18 protein-coding genes are annotated in these 18,093 nt (G+C 60.5%); 14 read left to right on the top strand and 4 right to left on the bottom strand.

Annotation, left to right across the window (positions count from 1 at the left end; translation table 11 throughout):
* Positions 1 to 405: 405 nt before the first annotated feature.
* From QF045_RS01895 to rsd, 7 genes are all read left to right on the top strand, one after another.
* Complete coding sequence (locus tag QF045_RS01895; protein WP_306490843.1) at positions 406 to 1,152, top strand: LytTR family DNA-binding domain-containing protein; 747 nt, start codon at positions 406 to 408, stop codon at positions 1,150 to 1,152.
* Positions 1,153 to 1,290: 138 nt separating this feature from the next.
* Entirely contained in the window at positions 1,291 to 2,232 is a 942-nt protein-coding gene (hemC, locus tag QF045_RS01890; RefSeq protein WP_306490842.1) for a hydroxymethylbilane synthase, read from the top strand.
* Complete coding sequence (locus QF045_RS01885; protein ID WP_306490841.1) at positions 2,229 to 2,987, top strand: uroporphyrinogen-III synthase; 759 nt, start codon at positions 2,229 to 2,231, stop codon at positions 2,985 to 2,987. The genes hemC and QF045_RS01885 overlap by 4 nt, the downstream gene beginning before the upstream one ends.
* A gap of 18 nt (positions 2,988 to 3,005) precedes the next feature.
* Positions 3,006 to 4,121 (top strand): uroporphyrinogen-III C-methyltransferase, encoded by a 1,116-nt coding sequence (locus QF045_RS01880; protein WP_306490840.1) that lies wholly within the window; start codon positions 3,006 to 3,008, stop codon positions 4,119 to 4,121.
* Positions 4,122 to 4,126: 5 nt separating this feature from the next.
* Positions 4,127 to 5,368, top strand: coding sequence for a heme biosynthesis protein HemY (locus tag QF045_RS01875; protein WP_306490839.1), 1,242 nt, complete (start codon positions 4,127 to 4,129; stop codon positions 5,366 to 5,368).
* Between the two features lie 237 nt (positions 5,369 to 5,605).
* On the top strand, positions 5,606 to 6,157 hold the full coding sequence (locus tag QF045_RS01870; protein ID WP_306490838.1) for a disulfide bond formation protein B: 552 nt from the start codon (positions 5,606 to 5,608) through the stop codon (positions 6,155 to 6,157).
* A gap of 179 nt (positions 6,158 to 6,336) precedes the next feature.
* Entirely contained in the window at positions 6,337 to 6,795 is a 459-nt protein-coding gene (gene rsd, locus QF045_RS01865; protein WP_306490837.1) for a sigma D regulator, read from the top strand.
* Positions 6,796 to 6,849: 54 nt separating this feature from the next.
* Here rsd and QF045_RS01860 read toward each other — a convergent pair whose 3' ends face one another.
* Entirely contained in the window at positions 6,850 to 7,527 is a 678-nt protein-coding gene (locus tag QF045_RS01860; RefSeq protein WP_306490836.1) for an FKBP-type peptidyl-prolyl cis-trans isomerase, read from the bottom strand.
* 192 nt (positions 7,528 to 7,719) lie between these two features.
* Here QF045_RS01860 and QF045_RS01855 point away from each other — a divergent pair, with 192 nt between their 5' ends.
* Positions 7,720 to 8,880 carry an AlgP family protein gene (locus QF045_RS01855; RefSeq protein ID WP_306490835.1) on the top strand — a complete coding sequence of 387 codons (1,161 nt, stop codon included), beginning with the start codon at positions 7,720 to 7,722 and terminating at the stop codon, positions 8,878 to 8,880.
* Here the strand turns inward: QF045_RS01855 and QF045_RS01850 are convergent.
* Entirely contained in the window at positions 8,877 to 9,341 is a 465-nt protein-coding gene (locus tag QF045_RS01850) for a TIGR02444 family protein (protein WP_306490834.1), read from the bottom strand. The two genes, QF045_RS01855 and QF045_RS01850, sit on opposite strands and share 4 nt — an antisense overlap.
* 50 nt (positions 9,342 to 9,391) lie before the next feature.
* Here QF045_RS01850 and QF045_RS01845 point away from each other — a divergent pair, with 50 nt between their 5' ends.
* The 5 genes from QF045_RS01845 to QF045_RS01825 all read left to right on the top strand — a co-directional run bounded on the left by QF045_RS01845 (position 9,392) and on the right by QF045_RS01825 (position 15,150).
* Complete coding sequence (locus tag QF045_RS01845) at positions 9,392 to 11,302, top strand: ATP-binding cassette domain-containing protein (RefSeq protein WP_306490833.1); 1,911 nt, start codon at positions 9,392 to 9,394, stop codon at positions 11,300 to 11,302.
* Complete coding sequence (locus QF045_RS01840) at positions 11,302 to 11,874, top strand: mechanosensitive ion channel family protein (RefSeq protein WP_057723361.1); 573 nt, start codon at positions 11,302 to 11,304, stop codon at positions 11,872 to 11,874. Before QF045_RS01845 ends, QF045_RS01840 begins: the two co-directional genes overlap by 1 nt.
* A gap of 88 nt (positions 11,875 to 11,962) precedes the next feature.
* Positions 11,963 to 12,595, top strand: coding sequence for a LysE family transporter (locus QF045_RS01835; protein ID WP_306490832.1), 633 nt, complete (start codon positions 11,963 to 11,965; stop codon positions 12,593 to 12,595).
* Between the two features lie 201 nt (positions 12,596 to 12,796).
* On the top strand, positions 12,797 to 14,692 hold the full coding sequence (locus QF045_RS01830) for a cytochrome c/FTR1 family iron permease (protein WP_306490831.1): 1,896 nt from the start codon (positions 12,797 to 12,799) through the stop codon (positions 14,690 to 14,692).
* Between the two features lie 2 nt (positions 14,693 to 14,694).
* Entirely contained in the window at positions 14,695 to 15,150 is a 456-nt protein-coding gene (locus QF045_RS01825) for a YaiI/YqxD family protein (RefSeq protein WP_306490830.1), read from the top strand.
* 106 nt (positions 15,151 to 15,256) lie between these two features.
* On the opposite strand, the gene elbB is transcribed toward QF045_RS01825, so the two are convergent.
* Positions 15,257 to 15,922: an isoprenoid biosynthesis glyoxalase ElbB gene (elbB, locus tag QF045_RS01820; protein WP_306490829.1), complete on the bottom strand. Its 666-nt coding sequence runs from the start codon at positions 15,920 to 15,922 to the stop codon at positions 15,257 to 15,259.
* 114 nt (positions 15,923 to 16,036) lie between these two features.
* On the opposite strand from elbB, the gene QF045_RS01815 reads away from it, so the two are divergent.
* Positions 16,037 to 17,272: a sterol desaturase family protein gene (locus QF045_RS01815; protein WP_306490828.1), complete on the top strand. Its 1,236-nt coding sequence runs from the start codon at positions 16,037 to 16,039 to the stop codon at positions 17,270 to 17,272.
* Here the strand turns inward: QF045_RS01815 and QF045_RS01810 are convergent.
* Positions 17,253 to 17,885 carry a DedA family protein gene (locus QF045_RS01810; RefSeq protein WP_306490827.1) on the bottom strand — a complete coding sequence of 211 codons (633 nt, stop codon included), beginning with the start codon at positions 17,883 to 17,885 and terminating at the stop codon, positions 17,253 to 17,255. The genes QF045_RS01815 and QF045_RS01810 overlap by 20 nt on opposite strands.
* Positions 17,886 to 18,093 lie beyond the last annotated feature (208 nt).

Here is an 18,093-nt window from a genome sequence, read left to right as displayed (position 1 = left end):
TTTTGTACGAAGGATGGCTAAGTGCCTTGCCGCCGACCGCATCCAGGACGAGACTGGCAACAGGTACTTATTGAAACGATATTTGACGATTGAGCAATATCGTCTCGGCGAGCGTCTACAGTTGGACTGATAGTGTGTGAATGCACCAAAGTCGGGTGATGCGGTCAGAGCCCAGACTATCCATTAAAAAAGGGGGGTATTCGGATTGTGTATCAGCAAACCCTACAACGATGCGCTAAGGCGGCAGGTTTTGGGCGCTATTGAACAGGTCCGGGTAAATTTGGGTGCCGCTCTCGGGGCACTTTTTGCCGCTCGCGCTAGTCTTAGCGTGGATCGCTGTGACGCAAGTCACCGCACCTGTCTACGTTATCCTTGTGCGAGACTCACGCAGGAATCCAGCGCAATATGAATGTCCTGATCGTTGATGACGAACCCCAAGCCCGCGAGCGACTGAGCCGTCTGGTCAGTGAACTCGAGGGTTATACAGTCCTTGAGCCGAGTGCCACCAGCGGTGAGGAGGCGTTGACGCTGATCGACAGCCTCAAGCCGGATGTGGTGTTGCTCGACATCCGTATGCCGGGCCTCGATGGCCTGCAAGTCGCTGCCCGCCTGAGCGAGCGCGAGTCTCCACCTGCCGTGGTGTTATGCGCGGCCCAGGAAGAGTTTTCTGCACAGACGCTGGAAGACAGCGGTGTCAGTTTCCTCGTCAAGCCGGTGGCTACCGAAAGCTTGCTCAAGGCGTTGAAGAAGGCCGAGCGGCCCAGCCGCGTTCAGCTTGCCGCCTTGACCCAGCCTGCCGCCCAAAGTGGAAATGGCCCCCGCAGCCATATCAGTGCACGAACCCGCAAGGGCATAGAACTGATTCCCCTCGCTCAGGTGGTCTACTTTATCGCCGATCACAAATACGTGACCTTGCGTCACGAAGCGGGCGAAGTGCTGCTCGATGAGCCGCTCAAGGCCCTTGAAGATGAGTTCGGTGACCGTTTCGTGCGCATCCATCGCAATGCGCTGGTGGCCCGAGAGCGAATCGAGCGCTTGCAACGCACGCCTCTGGGGCACTTTCAGCTTTTCCTGAAGGGGCTCAATGGTGATGCCTTGATCGTCAGTCGGCGCCATGTCGCTGGCGTGCGCAAGATGATGCAACAGCTTTAGCCAAGGGGCTGTGGCGAGTCCTGCAGTCCTTATCCCGGTGCGACGTGGCCAGGGAGGCCCCGCACTTGCTGATACAAATCAAAGCGTATTTGCCTGAGCTGTTATTATCTGCCGTATCTATTCAGTACGGATTGATCCATGTCTTCTCGCGAAATCCGCATCGCCACCCGTAAAAGCGCCCTGGCCTTATGGCAGGCCGAATACGTCAAAGCACGTCTTGAACAGGCCCACCCTGGTCTCCGGGTGACCTTGGTGCCCATGGTCAGTCGCGGCGACAAGCTGCTGGACTCGCCGCTGTCGAAAATTGGCGGCAAGGGTCTGTTCGTCAAGGAGCTTGAAACCGCGCTGCTGGAGAATGAAGCCGACATCGCTGTGCATTCGATGAAAGACGTGCCCATGGACTTCCCTGAAGGTTTGGGCCTTTTTTGCATCTGCGAGCGCGAAGACCCGCGCGATGCCTTCGTTTCCAACACCTACGCGTCCCTGGATGAATTGCCCCTGGGCAGCATCGTGGGAACTTCCAGCCTGCGTCGCCAGGCCCAACTGCTGACTCGTCGCCCCGACCTGCAGATCCGCTTCCTGCGCGGCAACGTCAACACGCGCCTGGCCAAGCTGGATGCGGGCGAGTATGACGCGATCATTCTCGCCGCCGCCGGCCTGATTCGCCTGGGCTTCGAAGATCGCATCACCAGCGCTATGAGTGTCGAGGACAGCTTGCCCGCGGGAGGGCAGGGCGCGGTCGGGATCGAATGCCGTACCGCCGACAGCGAAATTCACGCGCTGCTCAAACCGCTTGATCACGCGGACACCGAAGTTCGCGTCACGGCCGAGCGTGCCTTGAACAAACACCTCAACGGTGGGTGCCAGGTACCGATCGCCTGCTATGCCGTGCTCGAAGGTGAAAACCTGTGGTTGCGTGGCCTTGTCGGGGACCCGGACGGCGGCACGCTGCTGACCGCCGAAGTGCGCGGCCCACAACGTGAGGCCACGGCCTTGGGCATCCAGGTTGCCGAGGAATTGTTGGGCAAGGGCGCCGGTGCCATTCTGAAAAAAGTCTACGGCGAGGCCGGCCCGCAGTGAGCCCTTGGCGATTGCTGCTGACACGGCCTGCCGAGGAGTCGACAGCCTTGGCGGCGACCTTGGCCGAGGCTGGCGTTTTCAGCAGCACGTTGCCCTTGCTGGAGATTGAAGCGTTACCGGTCACGCCTGAACAGCAGGCGACCTTTGCGGCGCTGCAGCGCTATTGCGCCGTGATCGTGGTGAGCAAGCCGGCGGCGCGTCTTGCATTGCAACAATTGATCGAGCCCTTGCCGCGAATGCCGTGGTTCAGTGTCGGCGCCGCTACGGCACAGATACTGGCCGATCACTGCTTGGACGTGCACTATCCGCCGACGGGTGACGACAGCGAGGCATTGCTTCAATTACCAGCGTTGCGCGAGGCTATCGCACTGCCGGGCGCCCGGGTATTGATCGTGCGCGGCGAGGGCGGTCGGGGGTTACTCGCGGAACGTTTGCGCGAGCAAGGTGTTAGTGTCGACTACCTGGAGTTGTATCGCCGTTTGCTTCCAGCCCATGGCACGGGCGCACTGGCGCAGCGCATCCAGTTGGAACGCTTGAACGGCCTGGTGGTCAGCAGTGGGCAAGGTTTTCTACACTTGCAGGCCTTGGCCGGCTCCGATTGGCCTGAGGTGGCACAGCTGCCGTTGTTCGTGCCCAGTCCGCGCGTCTATGAAATGGCGCGGGCCGCGGGCGCAGAAAAAGTTGTGGATTGTCGCGGCGCGAGTGCCGCGGCTTTGTTAGTGGCGTTAGGGAGCAATCCCGTTCCCACTCTCTGATACGCAAAGGACGGATACGTGAGCGAAACAGCCTTGCCTAAAGATGAAGCTCAGCCCGCGCTCGATGCGCCGGTCGGAACGCCGGTCGCCGCGCCACGCCGTGGCAATGGCCTGGCCGTCGTCGCTTTGCTGCTGGGGGCTGCAGGCGTTGCTGCCGGTGGCTGGGGGATCTGGCAGGTGCGGGCCCTGCAAGCCAGCAGCCAGCAGCAACTGGGCCAGGTACAGACTCTGGATGACCAATCCCAGGGCCTCAAGCAGGGCCAGCAGCAGTTGGCTGCCCGCCTTGCGCAGCTGCCAGGCGCCGATGAGCTGGAAGAGCGCCGACGCCTGGTCGCCCAGTTGCAGGGCGATCAGCAACGCCTGAGTCAGCGTCTGGAAACCGTGCTGGGCGCCAGCCGCAAGGATTGGCGCCTGGCTGAAGCCGAGCATCTGATTCGTCTGGCCAGTTTGCGTTTATCCGCCTTGCAGGACATCAACAGCGCCCAGTCGCTCGTTCAGGGTGCCGACGAGATTCTTCGTGAGCAGAGCGACCCAGGCGCATTCGCGGCGCGCGAGCAACTGGCCAAGAGCCTCGCGGCGTTGCGCAGCACCGAACAGCCGGACCGCACCGGGTTGTACTTGCAGTTGGCAGCGTTGCGCGACCAGGTGGTGCAACTGGCGGCGATCGCCCCGGAGTACCAGCTCACGGAGCCCACTTCCCAAGGGCGCCCCACCAGCGACACGGGTAACCAGTTGAGCCAATGGTGGGAACAGATATCGCGTTATTTCCGTATCGACTTCAACCCCGATGACAACATTCGTCCGCTGCTGGCGGGCCAAGGGTTGAACCAGGTGCGTCTGGCCTTGAGCCTGGCGCTCGAGCAAGCACAGTGGGCAGCGCTCAACGGCGAATCGGCGGTGTATAGCCGTTCGCTGGGTGAAGCGCGCAGCGTCTTGCAAGATAACTTCAATCAGGACAACCCACAGAGCAAGGCGATGCTGGCGCGTATCGCCGAGCTTGAGCCCAAGGCCGTGTCGGTGGTGACTCCTGACCTGGCCGCGAGCCTTGCGGCTGTGCAGGCTTACCTTGAGCGTCGTCATTTGTCTGCCGACGAAGCCAAGGCTTCGGCTGCCAAGCCTGCGACCCAGGAGTAGAGCCGATGAAGCGTTTCTATGTGATCCTGGTGCTGGCAATCGCGATTGCCCTGGCATTGGCAGTGGGTATTTCAAAGCACACCGGCTACGTGCTGATTACCTATCCCCATCTGCTGCATTACGAGTCGAGCTTGTGGGCCACATTGGTGGCCGTGTTTGCCATCGGCCTTGCGATCTACCTGATCCGCGTCTTGCTGAGTCTGGTCACTGCCTCTGGCGGCGTGGTCAACCCCTGGTCGCGGCGCAATCGCAGCCGGCGTGTGCAGATCGCAATCGAGCAAGGCCAGATGGACCTGGCTGAAGGCCGCTGGGCCAGCGCCGAGCGCCACTTGCACCGCGCCGCTGAAGCAGAGCGCCAACCACTGCTGTATTACCTTGGCGCGGCACGCGCGGCCAATGAGCTGGGTCGTTACGAAGAGTCGGATGCTTTGCTGGAGCGTGCTCTGGCGCGCCAGCCCCAGGCGGAACTGGCCGTTGCCTTGAGCCACGCGCAGTTGCAGATGGACCGTGGCGATACGGAAGGCGCACTGGTCACCCTGCAGGCGATGCATGAGCGCCATCCTCACAATGCCCAGGTGCTGCGACAGCTGCAGCGACTGCACCAGCAGCGTGGCGACTGGTCATCGGTGATTCGCCTGATGCCTGAGCTGCGCAAGGACAAGGTACTGCCGGCCAGTGAGCTGGCTGAATTGGAGCGCCGGGCGTGGGGAGAAAACCTTAGCCTGGCCGCACAACGTGAAGAGCCGGGCGAGGCTGGCTTGCGGTCCCTTGAGCGCGCATGGGAGCAGCTGACTTCAGCCCAGCGCCAGGAGCCGCAGCTGGTGTTGGCTTATGCTGACCAACTGCGTCGACTGGGCGCCGATGCCAAGGCCGAGGAAGCCCTGCGCGGTGCGATCAAGCGCAGTTATGACAGCCATCTCATTCGGCTCTATGGCCTAGTGCGCGGCAACGACCCAGCCCGTCAGTTGAAGTTTGCCGAGGGTTGGTTGAAGGATCATCCAGGCGACGCCAGCCTGTTGTTGACGCTGGGACGTCTCTGCCTGCAGAACAGTCTGTGGGGCAAGGCACGGGATTATCTGGAAAGCAGCCTGCAGGTGCAGCGCAATCCCGAAGCCTGTGCTGAATTGGCCCGTTTGCTGGCTCAGTTGGGTGATACCGAGCGCAGCAACCAATTGTTCCAGGAAGGCCTGGGGCTACTCGACAATCGTCTGCTGGCCGCACCGTTGCCAGCCCCTGCGCAAGCTTGAAGTAGGAAAGGACGAAAGGATTGGCTCAGACGGATCGTCAAGCCAATCCTATAACCCTATGTAAATGCTCGGCTTAAGCGGGTCCGTCATCAATTCTTACGCCCTGGAGGACGATTTCCCCAGCGCGTTGGCGGGATCTCCCTGTGTTTTCGCGGAATTGTCTGCTCCAAGGCGTATTGAAAGCGGTCGGGCCTTTCCTCTACCGTAGCGACCTATCTCTTGCGTTGCGGATAAACAATGTCTTTGGCCCCCTTACGCTCCTTGTTTTTCCTGGCGTTCATGGCCGGTGCGCTGACGTTGGGCGTGTCTTTCTATCTGGAATATGGCGCACTGTTACAGCCATGCTTTCTGTGCCAGGTACAACGGTTGGTTCTTGCCGCCTTTGTACTGATCAACCTGATCGCCGCCCTACACAACCCCGGCCGCTCCGGCGCGTGCCTGTACGGGTTGGCGAGCATGGGGTGTGCATTGTTTGGCGCCGTCACCGCCGGGCGCCAAGTGCTGTTGCAGAACGCTCCTTCAGACCAGATACCGAACTGCTGGCCGACCCTTGATTACATGATTGAAAACCTGTCGTTCTGGCAGGCTGTGCGGTCGGCTTTCAAGGGGACTGTGGATTGCGTCGAAATCAATTGGACGTTGTTTGACCTCAGCCTTCCGGAGTGGAGCCTGCTTTTTTTCGTGGCGGTTCTGATTCTGGGGGGTATGCCGCTTTGTCGGTTGTTGCTTGGCCGACGTTACGTATCGCGAAGCGAGGAAAATACGCTTCATGTTGTAGGACGGGATTAAACGCTTGTATGAACTTTCTCTCGTGCGTACCTTGAAGCCATAGTGATGCGGGCATAATCTGGCCCGCACGCGTTATCGAAACCGCTTGTCAGACGCGGCCTTGCCCGGCCGCCGCTTTCACCTTGAAGTGTTATGCAGGCGCAGGGCTGCAGCGTCCCTTATAGGGAAGAGAGATCATCATGCTGGAAAGTTGTCAGAATGCTCAGGAACGCTGGGGTGGGGTGCACAAGCTGATCGACAGCTGGTTGAAAGCACGTCACGAACTGGTTCGGGCCTTTGATGCTCTCGGTGCCAAGCCCGAGGCACTGGCTGAGAAGCGCGAGCCGCTGCAAGATTTCTGCGGGGTGCTGGTGGACTATGTGTCTGCAGGTCATTTCGGTGTCTATGAGCAACTGACCAAAGAGGCAGAGGCTTTCGATGATCAGCGTGGCCTGGACTTGGCAGAGACCATTTACCCACGCATCGATGTCATCACCGAAAAGCTGCTGGCGTTCACTGACCTGTGCGATGCGGGGAAGTGTGTTGCTGAAAAATTCAAGGAGTTGGGCGCACTCTTGCATGAGCGCTTTGAACTGGAAGATTGCCTGATTGAAGTGCTGCACAACGCTCATAAAGAAGAGCCTGCAACTCAGGCATGAAGCGTTGAAACACGATTAAAAAACGGTGCGCATGTCGCACCGTTTTTTATGGGGTCAGTGGCGAGTCCCGAGCAATTCGATTTCGAAGACCAAGGGCGTGTAAGGTGGAATCAATTCGCCCGCGCCGTCCGCGCCATAAGCCTGCGCTGAAGGAATCACCAGGCGCCATTTCGCACCGACTGGCATCTGTTGCAATGCGCTGGCCCAGCCGCTGATCACACTGTCCAGGCGAAACCATTGCGGCTGCGTGCTTTTATCGAAAACGGTTCCGCCGGGCAGTTGCCCTACGTATTTCACCTGCACCTCATCATTCGCCAGCGGCTTGTTGCCGGTGCCCGGCGTCAACTCGGTGACCAAGATACCGTCCGCCAATTCACGTACTCCCTTTGCCGCTTTTTCCCTGGACAGAAATTGCTGTTCGGCGGCGAGTGCTTTTTCACTCTGCGGTGCTTGGGTGTCGGTGGCGTTCTGTGCTTCGTGCTGTGCAAGAATCTGTTCGATGCGTGTGTTATCGAGCGCCAATGGTTTGCCTTGGTAGGCTTGTTTGAGTCCGTCGATCAGGGCCTGGATCTGCAGGTCCGGGACTTCCTGACGCAGGCGCTCACCGAGGCTGGCGCCCAGGCTGTAGGCGAGGTCATGTTGATCCTGGGCAGCTGTTTTTGGAGGAGATGTTTCGCTTGCATCGGCGGTGAAAATCGCCAGGCCGAGCACTAGGAAAAGGTAACGCGACATGGGTGTCCTCCCGCCGAAAGTGCGACGGATTATGCCAGCGTGAGTGGCTGAGCAGTGGCGTAGTTTTCTGTTATATCGATAAGAATTTTCGTACGTTGCAACGCAACGCAATTGATACTGTCAACATGCCCTAGCGGCGGTAAGAGCAGAGGGCTAGTATGAGCCGCACCCACGTCAGCCAGGAGGTAAACCATGTCGGCCAAACAGAAGCCTGTAAATACCCCGTTGCACTTACTCCAACAATTGTCGGGCAGCTTGCTCGAACATCTGGAAAGCGCTTGTTCTCAGGCCTTGGCCGATGCAGAAAAACTGCTCGCCAAACTCGAAAAACAACGCGGCAAAGCGCAAGAGAAGCTGCACAAATCCCGTACCAAACTGCAAGACGCTGCCACTGCCGGCAAGGCCAAGGCACAAGCCAAAGCCAAAGACGCTGTCAAAGAACTTGAAGACCTGCTGGACGCTCTCAAGGACCGCCAGGCTGAAACCCGCAGTTACATCTCCCAACTCAAAAAAGACGCTCAGGAAAGCCTGAAACTGGCCCAGGGTGTTGGTCGTGTGAAGGAAGCCGTAGCCAAGGCACTGGGTGCTCGTACTCCGGCAAAAGTCGTCGCAGCCAAGAAGCCAGCGAGCAAAGCTGTTGCAGCGAAGGCGCCGGCTAAAGCTGCCGCTAAGCCAGTTGCTAAAACGGCCGCTGCGAAACCAGCCGCCAAGCCAGCAGCTAAAACTGCTGCTGCGAAACCGACCGCCAAGCCAGCTGCAAAAACCGCTGCTGCAAAACCAGCCGCCAAGCCAGCAGCTAAAACTGCTGCTGCAAAACCAGCCGCCAAGCCAGCTGCAAAAATCGCTGCTGCAAAACCGGCCGCTAAGCCAGCTGCAAAAACCGCTGCTGCGAAACCTGCCGCCAAACCAGCTGCAAAAACCGCTGCTGCGAAACCTGCCGCCAAGCCAGCTGCAAAAACCGCTGCCGCAAAACCCGCCGCCAAGCCAGCTGCTAAAACTGCTGCTGCAAAACCTGCCGCCAAACCAGCTGCTAAAACTGCTGCTGCGAAACCAGCCACCAAGCCAGCTGCAAAAACCGCTGCTGCGAAACCTGCCGCCAAACCAGCTGCTAAAACCGCTGCCGCAAAACCAGCCGCAAAACCAGCCGCCAAGCCAGCTGCCAAACCTGCTGCTGCGAAACCAGCTGCCAAGCCAGCTGCTGCAAAACCAGCCGCCGCAAAACCAGCACCTGCAAAGCCAGCCACTCCCGCAGCACCTGTCGCTACTCCGACTGCATCCTCCGCTCCAACCGCATCGGCCAGCAGCACTTCTGCACCGGTAGCGCCAAGCGTCACCCCAACCAGCGCTTCCTAAGTGCGGGTGATCACGACGCGCAGCTGCTGCAGCGCGTCGTGGTCAAGGTCGACGGTTTCGCTCGTCAGGCCTTCAAGCCATTCGTATTGCCCATTTACTTCGTTGATCGGCCAGGTCTGAGCCAGCGCTTCCAGGCGTGTCAGCAAGGTTCGCTCGGCTTGCAGCTCCATTGCCTTGAGCTGTTCCCGTAACGCTGCCAGTTGCACATCCTGCTGCGCCATCACCCGCCATCGCCTGCGTATCTTGCGCAAGGGTTCAACCACGTCCATGCGCCACGGCCGCGCAAGCTGTTGCAGTGCCACAACGCGTTCAGGTAATCGCGCCACACCACGTTGCTCCAGCCACGCGCCACACAGCAACAGGCACACATCCGCTCCTTGCTCCTGCAACCGCAGGCACGCCGCCTCCACACCGGGGCGGGCATAAGTCGAGAGGGCAAAGCTCCACAGGTCAGCGCACATATTCACACCCAAGCCAGCGGCCAACGAAGCTGGTAGACTCCGCCGCCATTATGATCCGACTTCAAAGCCTAACATTACAGCGTGGCCCGCAACGTCTTCTTGAAGATGCCGAGCTGACCCTGCACGCCGGTCACAAAGCCGGCCTGATCGGTGCCAATGGCGCCGGCAAATCCACGTTGTTCGCCCTGTTGCTGGGTGAGCTGACCCCGGATTCGGGCGACTGCCTGCTGCCGGCCGACTGGCGCATCGCCCATATGCGCCAGGAGATCGACACCCTGGACCGCATCGCCATCGACTACGTGCTCGATGGCGACCTGCGCCTGCGCCAGGTACAACACGACCTCGCCGCTGCTGAACAAGCCCAGGACGGCGCCGCCCAAGCCCGCCTGCATTCGGAGCTGGACAGCGCCGACGGCTACACCGCTGACGCCCGCGCTCGCAAGATGCTCGCCGGCCTGGGCTTTACCAACGAACAGATGGACCGCCCGGTCGCCGACTTCTCCGGTGGCTGGCGCATGCGCCTGAACCTGGCGCAGGCGCTGATGTGTCCTTCCGACCTGTTGCTGCTCGACGAGCCGACCAACCACCTGGATCTCGATGCGATCCTGTGGCTGGAAGACTTCCTCAAGAATTATCAGGGCACCCTGTTGCTGATTTCCCACGACCGGGATTTCCTCGACGCCGTGGTCGACAACATTGCCCATGTCGAACAGAAGAAAATCATGCTCTATCGTGGCGGCTACACCGCCTTCGAGCGCGCCCGTGCCGAACGCCTGGCCCAGCAGCAACAGGCGTTTGAGAAGCAGCAGGCGCAGCGTGCGCACATGGAAAGCTACATCGCCCGGTTCAAGGCCCAGGCCACCAAGGCCCGTCAGGCCCAGAGCCGGATCAAAGCGCTGGAGCGCATGGAAGAGCTGTCAGCGGCCCATGTTGATTCGCCGTTCGACTTCGTGTTCCGTGAGTCGGTGAAGATCTCCAGCCCCTTGCTCGATCTGTCGGATGCACGCCTGGGTTACGGCGACAAGACGATCCTGGAGAAGGTCAAGCTGCAGCTCACACCTGGCGCGCGGATCGGTTTGTTAGGCCCTAACGGCGCGGGCAAGTCGACGCTGATCAAGAACCTCTCAGGTGAGCTGGAGCCCTTGGCCGGTCGCCTGACCCGCGGCGAGAACACCGTGGTCGGCTACTTCGCCCAGCATCAGTTGGACTCGCTGGATTCCAAGGCCAGCCCGCTGCTGCACCTGCAACGCCTGGCACCCACCGAGCGCGAACAGACCCTGCGTGATTTTCTCGGTGGTTTCGACTTCCGTGGCGCACGTATAGATGAGCCGGTGCTGAATTTTTCCGGTGGTGAAAAGGCACGCCTGGCCTTGGCCCTGATCGCCTGGGACCGCCCGAACCTGCTGCTGCTCGACGAACCGACCAACCACCTGGACCTGGAAATGCGCCTGGCGCTGACCATGGCCCTGCAGGAGTTCAGTGGCGCGGTACTGGTGGTGTCTCACGATCGCCACTTGCTCAAAAGCACCACCGATAACTTCCTGCTGGTGGCTGATGGCAAGGTTGAAGAGTTCGACGGCGACCTGGACGACTATGCGCGCTGGCTGACCGACTACCGTCTGCGCAATGCGCCGGTCAGTAACACGCCGGTCAACCCGGATAAGACCGACAAGAAGGCCCAGCGCCAGGCCGCCGCCGCACTGCGTCAGCAGTTGGCGCCGCACAAGCGCGAAGCCGACAAGCTGGAGGCCGAGCTGGGCAAGGTGCATGAGCGCCTGGCCAAGATCGAAACCAGCCTGGGCGACAGCGCCGTGTATGAGGCAGCGCGAAAGGATGAACTGCGCGACCTGCTGGCCGAGCAGGCCAAGCTCAAGGTGCGTGAAGGGCAACTGGAGGAAACCTGGATGGAGGCCCTCGAGCTGCTTGAAACCCTGCAAGCGGAGCTGGAGGCGCTGTCCTGATGGAAGCGTTGCAACTGCCCTTGCCGGCGCAATGGATCGAGCCTGTGTGGATCGGCGTGCAAATCCTGCTGATCCTGCTGGCCGGCTACCTTGCCCAGCGTTTTGTCGCCAAAGGCCTGACCCGTCTGGGTGAGCGCTATCCGTTCCCGCCACAATTGCTGATGCCGCTGCGCGGTGGTCTGCGCTGGCTGATCATGGGCAGCGCGCTGATCTTCGTATTGGGTCGCCTGGGCGTATCGGCCACGGTGCTGTGGACGGCGCTGTCAGGGTTTGTGGCGGTGGCGGCGGTGGCGTTCTTCGCCATGTGGTCCGTATTGTCCAATTTGTTGTGCGCCATTTTGATCTTCACCGTGGGGCCGTTTCGCCTCGGTGACATCGTCGAGCTGGTGGACACTGTCGACAAACCCGGTGTGAAAGGGCGCGTCGTGGCGATCAATCTGCTCTACACCACGCTGATCGAGGTGCAGGAAGCCGGCACCGACAGCGCGATGGTGCAAGTGCCCAACAGCCTGTTCTTCCAGCGCTCGGTTCGACGTTGGCCCGGTACGCATGTATTCCCTGGCGACCGTTAGAAATCACATCCTGTAAAAATTTATAGCCAGCCTCCGGTCGGCGGCGTTAGCTTAAGGCACAACCAAAAACTCCTTCCTGAGGTGTGCAATGGCACTCGACACGTGGCTGGCCTTTTTCCTGGCCAGTTGGATCATCTCCCTTTCCCCCGGTGCCGGCGCCATCGCCTCGATGTCCAGCGGGCTGCAGTACGGTTTTGTGCGCGGTTACTGGAACGCCATTGGCCTGCAACTGGGTCTGGCGATGCAGATTGCGGTGGTGGCGGGCGGCCTGGGTGCGATCCTGGCGGCATCGTCAACCGCGTTCTATGCGATCAAATGGTTTGGTGTGGCGTACCTGATATACCTGGCCGTCAAGCAATGGCGCGCGTTGCCTATGGACATGACCGATGAGGCCGCAATACGTCCGATCGGCAAACCGATGGCGATGATGTTCCGCGGTTTCCTGGTCAACGCCAGTAACCCCAAAGCGTTGGTGTTCATGCTCGCGGTGCTGCCGCAGTTTGTGAACCCGCAGGCACCGTTGGCGATCCAGTACCTGATCATTGGGGCGACGATGATCAGCGTCGATATGATCGTGATGGCCGGTTACACGGGGTTGGCCTCGAAAGTCCTGCGCCTGTTGCGCTCGCCCAAACAGCAGAAGCGTGTCAACCGCACGTTTGCCGGGTTGTTCGTCGGTGCTGCCGGGTTCCTCGCCAGCCTGCACCGCGCCACGGCGTAATTGAGGAAACCGGATCAAAATGTGGGAGGGGGCTTGCTCCCGATAGCGGTGGTTCAGCTAGAGATGAGCTGACTGATACCCTGCTATCGGGAGCAAGCCCCCTCCCACATTGGTTTTGTGGCGTGACGAAATAACACCTTGAGTCAAATCCGTTAAAGCTCAACAATAGTGTTACTTCGTATTTCCACTTGAGATTCATTCATGACTGCCTCCTTGCGTTTTCTCGCCTGGCTGATGCTGCCGGCGTTGATGTCGTGCAGCTTTAATCTGTTGGCCGCGACGGCCGAAGGCGCACCCCAGGCCCTGCATCTGTTGGACTATATTGGCGCCGATTATCCACCCACAGTGGAGGCGGGCAAGGTGGTGGACGAGTCGGAATTTCGCGAACAGGTGGAATTCCTCGGTGTGTTGCAGGGGTTGGTTGCGCAGCTGCCGGAAAAGCCCGAGCGCGCCGAGTTGATCAAGGGCGTCGCTGAGTTGCTCACCGCAGTCACCGCCCATGCAGACGGCGCAAGCGTCGCCCGTCAGGCTCGTCAGCTGGGCGCCAAGCTGGCGGTGGCGTATGAAGTCAGCCAGGCGCCAGCGATCACCCCCGATCCAACGCGTGGTGCGCCGCTGTATGCCCAGCACTGCTCCGTGTGCCACGGCACGGCGGGCGCCGGCGATGGCCCTGCGGGCATGGGCATGACCCCGCCGCCGGCCAACCTGCGCGATGCCTCGCGTCTGGATCGCCTGAGCCTCTATGCGATCTACAACACCCTGGGCCTGGGTGTCGAAGGCACCGACATGCCGTCTTTCGCCGACCAGTTGGATGATCGCCAGCGCTGGGACCTCGCTACCTACATCGCAAGTTTCACGACTGACCCGGCAGCAGCCAAAAGCGAACACGCCTTCAACCTGGCTGACCTGGCACGCCAGACGCCCAACGAAGTGCTGGCCGCAGACGGCGCGGCGGCGGCAGCGACCTTTCGCACCCAGCGCGCGCAACCGCCGCAGGTCAAGCGTGGCCCGGCGCAGTTGCTTGATTACACCGCCGCCACCCTGGACAAAAGCCTGGCCGCGTTCCGCAACGGCGACCACGAACAAGCCTATGACCTGTCTGTAGCCGCCTATCTGGAAGGCTTCGAGCTGGTGGAAAGCTCGCTGGATAACGTCGACGCCAATGTGCGCAAAGACACCGAGAAGGCGCTGATGGCCTACCGGCAGTCGTTGCAGGACGGTCTGCCGATCGACCAAGTGCAGCAACGCCTGGACGTGGCCAAGGGCAAGCTCGGCGAGTCCGCCGGGTTACTCGGCAGCGATGGCCTGAGCTGGTCGTTGAGCTACATCTCAGGCTTGCTGATCCTGCTGCGCGAAGGCCTGGAGGCGATCCTGGTACTGGCTGCGATCCTGGCCTTCCTGCGTAACACTGGCCAGCAATCGGCAGTGCGCAGCGTCAACGTCGGCTGGGGCCTGGCACTGTTGGCCGGCTTGGCCACCTGGGCGTTGGCGGCCTACGTGATTGACGTCAGCGGTGCCCAGCGTGAACTGCTTGAAGGCTGCACGGCGCTGTTTGCCAGCGTGATGGTGCTGTGGCTCGGTGTGTGGATGCACGACCGGCGTCACGCGGCAGCCTGGCAGGACTACATCAAGAGCAGCCTGGTGGGCGGCGGCGGGCGCTTTGGTTTTGCGCTGCTGGCCTTCTTCTCGGTGTACCGCGAGCTGTTCGAAGTGATCCTGTTCTACGAAACCCTCTGGCTGCAAGCCGGCCCGGCCGGGCACAACGCAGTTCTGGCCGGTGGCGCTACCGCCTTGGTGCTGCTGGTGGGCCTGGCCTGGGTGATTCTGCGCGGCTCGGCGAAATTGCCGCTGGCGCTGTTCTTCGGCATCAACGCTGCGCTGCTGTGTGCGCTGTCGGTGGTGTTCGCCGGGCATGGCGTCAAGGCGCTGCAAGAGGCAGGCATCTTCGGCACGCGGCCGGTGGCGTTCTTTGACTTCGACTGGCTGGGTATCCACGCCGATGCGTATTCATTGAGTGCGCAGGCCGTGGCGATCCTGGCGATTGTGGTGCTGTATGGGCGCAGTCGCTTAGCCGAGAAGCAGCGAGTGGCAGTATAGGTATGCGGGTCTGGATCGACGCGGACGCCTGCCCTCGGGCCGCCAAGGATCAGGTGGTTAAATTTGCCCTCAAGCGCCAATTTGAAGTTGTGCTGGTGGCGGGCCAGAGCCAGATCAAGCCCAGCTTTGCCTGTGTGAAGCTGATCGTGGTACCCAGCGGCCCCGATGCGGCGGATGACTATCTGGTGGAGCACGCCGTGCCCGGCGAACTGGTGGTCTGCAGCGACGTGCCCTTGGCCGACCGCCTGGTCAAGAAGGGCGTCACGGCCCTCGACCCGCGCGGCAAGGAGTTCAGCCCGGCGAACATGAGTGAGCGGCTGGCGGTGCGCAACCTGTTCACCGACTTGCGCGAGCAAGGCCAGATGGGCGGCGGGCCGCCGCCGCACAGCGAGAAGGACAAGCAGGCGTTTGCCAACGCGCTCGACCGAATCCTCACGCGCTTGATGAAACCTTTGTAGGAGCGAGCTTGCTCGCGAAGAAAGTCAACGATGACGCGGGCACTTCGGATGAACACGGCGTTCTCAGGTTTTTCACGAGCAAGCTCGCTCCTACAGAAAGAGGACGTTAGTCGTTCTCGTGGGTCAGCTCCAACACCCGGTCTACGAGCTTGTTGATGCCCGACGCCACCTCACTGATGTTTTTACCCAGCATATACGCCGGTGTGCTCACCAACTTGCGCGCTTTGTCCTCGACGATCTCCTCCACCGTGCACTCCTGGTGGGTAGCGCCCATTTTGTTCAACGCCGCTGCGGTGTCGGTATCGTTGCCGATGGTGCAGGTGACCCCTGGGCCGTAGATTTTTGCGGCCAGGGCAGGGGATATGCAGATCAGCCCCACGGGCTTGCCGGCTGCGGCGAAGGCTTCTGCCAATTCCAGGACCTGTGGGTTGACGCTGCAGCTAGCGCCTTCCACGGCGAAGTTGGACAGGTTCTTCGCCGCGCCAAACCCGCCCGGCACGATCAGCGCATCGAAGTCTGCAGCGTTGGCCTCACTGATGGCCTTCACCGCGCCGCGGGCGATGCGCGCTGACTCCACCAATACATTGCGCGACTCAGGCATTTCTTCGCCGGTGAGGTGGTTGATCACGTGCAGCTGCGCAATATCCGGCGCGAAGCACTCAACCTGCGCGCCGCGCTGATCCAGGCGCAGCAGCGTGATCACGCTTTCATGAATTTCTGCACCGTCGTACACGCCACAGCCGGAAAGGATCACTGCAATCTTTTTGCTCATGGGCATTTCTCCTGATTCATGGCGTTAAATGTCTACTAATTTGTAACCTGTTGCCAATGGGATCTCACGCAAGTGCACCTAATCTGATGTAACAAAAATAGACCGGACTAGCCCATGGACTTCGTGCCTTACGCAGTGCCGTTTTTCATTGCCTTGATCGTGGTTGAGCTGCTGGCCGATCGTTGGCGCGGTGCGCGCAACTATCGAGTGGCCGATGCGATCAACAGCCTCAGCACCGGCGTGCTGTCCACTACCACGGGGTTGCTGACCAAAGGTGTGGGCCTGCTGACCTATGCGTTCGCCCTCAAGCACCTGGCGCTGATCGAGTTGTCGTCCCAGAGCGTGGGGACATGGCTATTCGCTTTTGTGTTCTACGACTTCTGCTACTACTGGCTGCATCGTCTGGGTCATGAGCGCAATATCCTCTGGGCCGCGCATTCAGTGCACCACCAGAGCGAGGACTACAACCTCACCACTGCGTTGCGTCAGACCAGCACTGGCTTCCTGCTGAGCTGGATCTTCTACCTGCCGCTGGCCGTGCTCGGTGTGCCATTGGTGGTGTTCATCAGCGTGGCGTCGCTCAACCTGTTGTATCAATTTTGGGTACATACCCGTCACGTGCCCAAGCTCGGCTGGTTCGAATGGTTTTTCGTCACACCCTCCAATCATCGGGCCCACCACGCACAGAACGCCCTCTACATGGATCGCAACTACGGCGGGGTGTTCATTTTTTGGGATCGGCTATTCGGCACGTTCCAGGAGGAGGACGACAACGAGCCGGTGGTCTTCGGCGTGACCACGCCCCTGGCCAGCTGGAATCCGCTGTGGGCGAACCTGCAGTTTTATGCGCAGTTGTGGAACGATGCCCGCCGTACTGAAAGCCTTTGGGACAAGCTGCGCATCTGGTTCATGCGCACGGGCTGGCGCCCCGCAGACGTGAAAGCCAAGTACCCGATGGCCAAGCCGGACTTGACCCAGTTCCGCAAATTCGAAGTGCCGCTGGATACGCGCCAGCAGATTTACGTCGCTTTGCAATTTGCGGTTTACGTAGGGTTTGGCAGCTATTTGATGAACTTCGGCGAACGTCTGCCGACGGCGGCGCTGATCCTGGGCTGGGGGGCGATGGCGCTGGGGCTGTTCACGCTGGGCGTCGCGCTGGAAAGTCGCCCGTGGGCGCTCAAGGCGGAATGCGTGCGCCTGGGGCTGAATGTGCCTTTGGTAGGGCTGGCCCCGTGGATCGGGTTGTGGCCCGCCAGCCATCTTGGGTGGCTGGCCCTGGTGAGCTACAGCTTGCTCAGCGTGATCGGCCTTTACTGCTGCAGAGGCCGGTTTACTCGCTTGGCGTCTTAGGTGTTTCGACCGGGGCGGGTTCGGCAGCGAGCCGAGCCTTGGCCGCACACGCCTCGCGGGCGATGCGGGCATTCTTGAAGCGGCGCCGCAGCCATAGGCCAAAACCCAGCACCAGCAAGGCACCCAGCACCCACAGCTCGTATTTCTTGACGCTGCCAAGCATGCCTTCCAGGACTGCGCCGAAATGATAGGCCGCAGCCCCCAGCGCAGCCGCCCATATTGCCGCACCGATACCGTTAAGGATCAGATAGCGCAGGGGAGGGTAGCCGGACAGGCCGATTGCCACGGGCATCACCGTGCGCAAACCGTAGACGAAGCGAAAGCTCAGTACCCAGATATCTGGATGCTTGCGGATATGTTCCAGCGCCTTGTCGCCCATCAATTGCCAGCGCGGCTTGCGTGCCAGCAACTTGCGGCCGTGTTTGCGCCCCATGTAGTACCAAAGCTGGTCGCCGGCGTAGCTGCCAAAGAAGGCAACGACCACCACCAGGTTGATATCCATGTATCCACGGAACGCCAGGAAGCCTGCGAGTACGAGGATGGTCTCGCCTTCGAAGAATGTGCCGAGGAAGAGGGCAAAGTAGCCGAAGTCATGCAGAAATTGTTGAAGCATGGTCTAGGGTGCTGGCGAAATGAACGCGCAGCCTACGCCTTCACGAAGATTCATGAAAGTATCGAGATGTGTCATGAAGTGAACAATTCCTACATAAATGACGAATGCGGCTACAGGTCGCATCGATAAGCACAACTGTCATTCCTTCGTCATAATGGCCGCTTATAACTGCACCGCTCGCCCGTAAACGCGGGCTCAGGAGTCTGTC

Origin of the sequence: Pseudomonas sp. W4I3 (assembly GCF_030816195.1) — a bacterium.
Classification (GTDB): domain Bacteria; phylum Pseudomonadota; class Gammaproteobacteria; order Pseudomonadales; family Pseudomonadaceae; genus Aquipseudomonas.
This window is presented reverse-complemented; position numbering and strand designations above follow the sequence as displayed.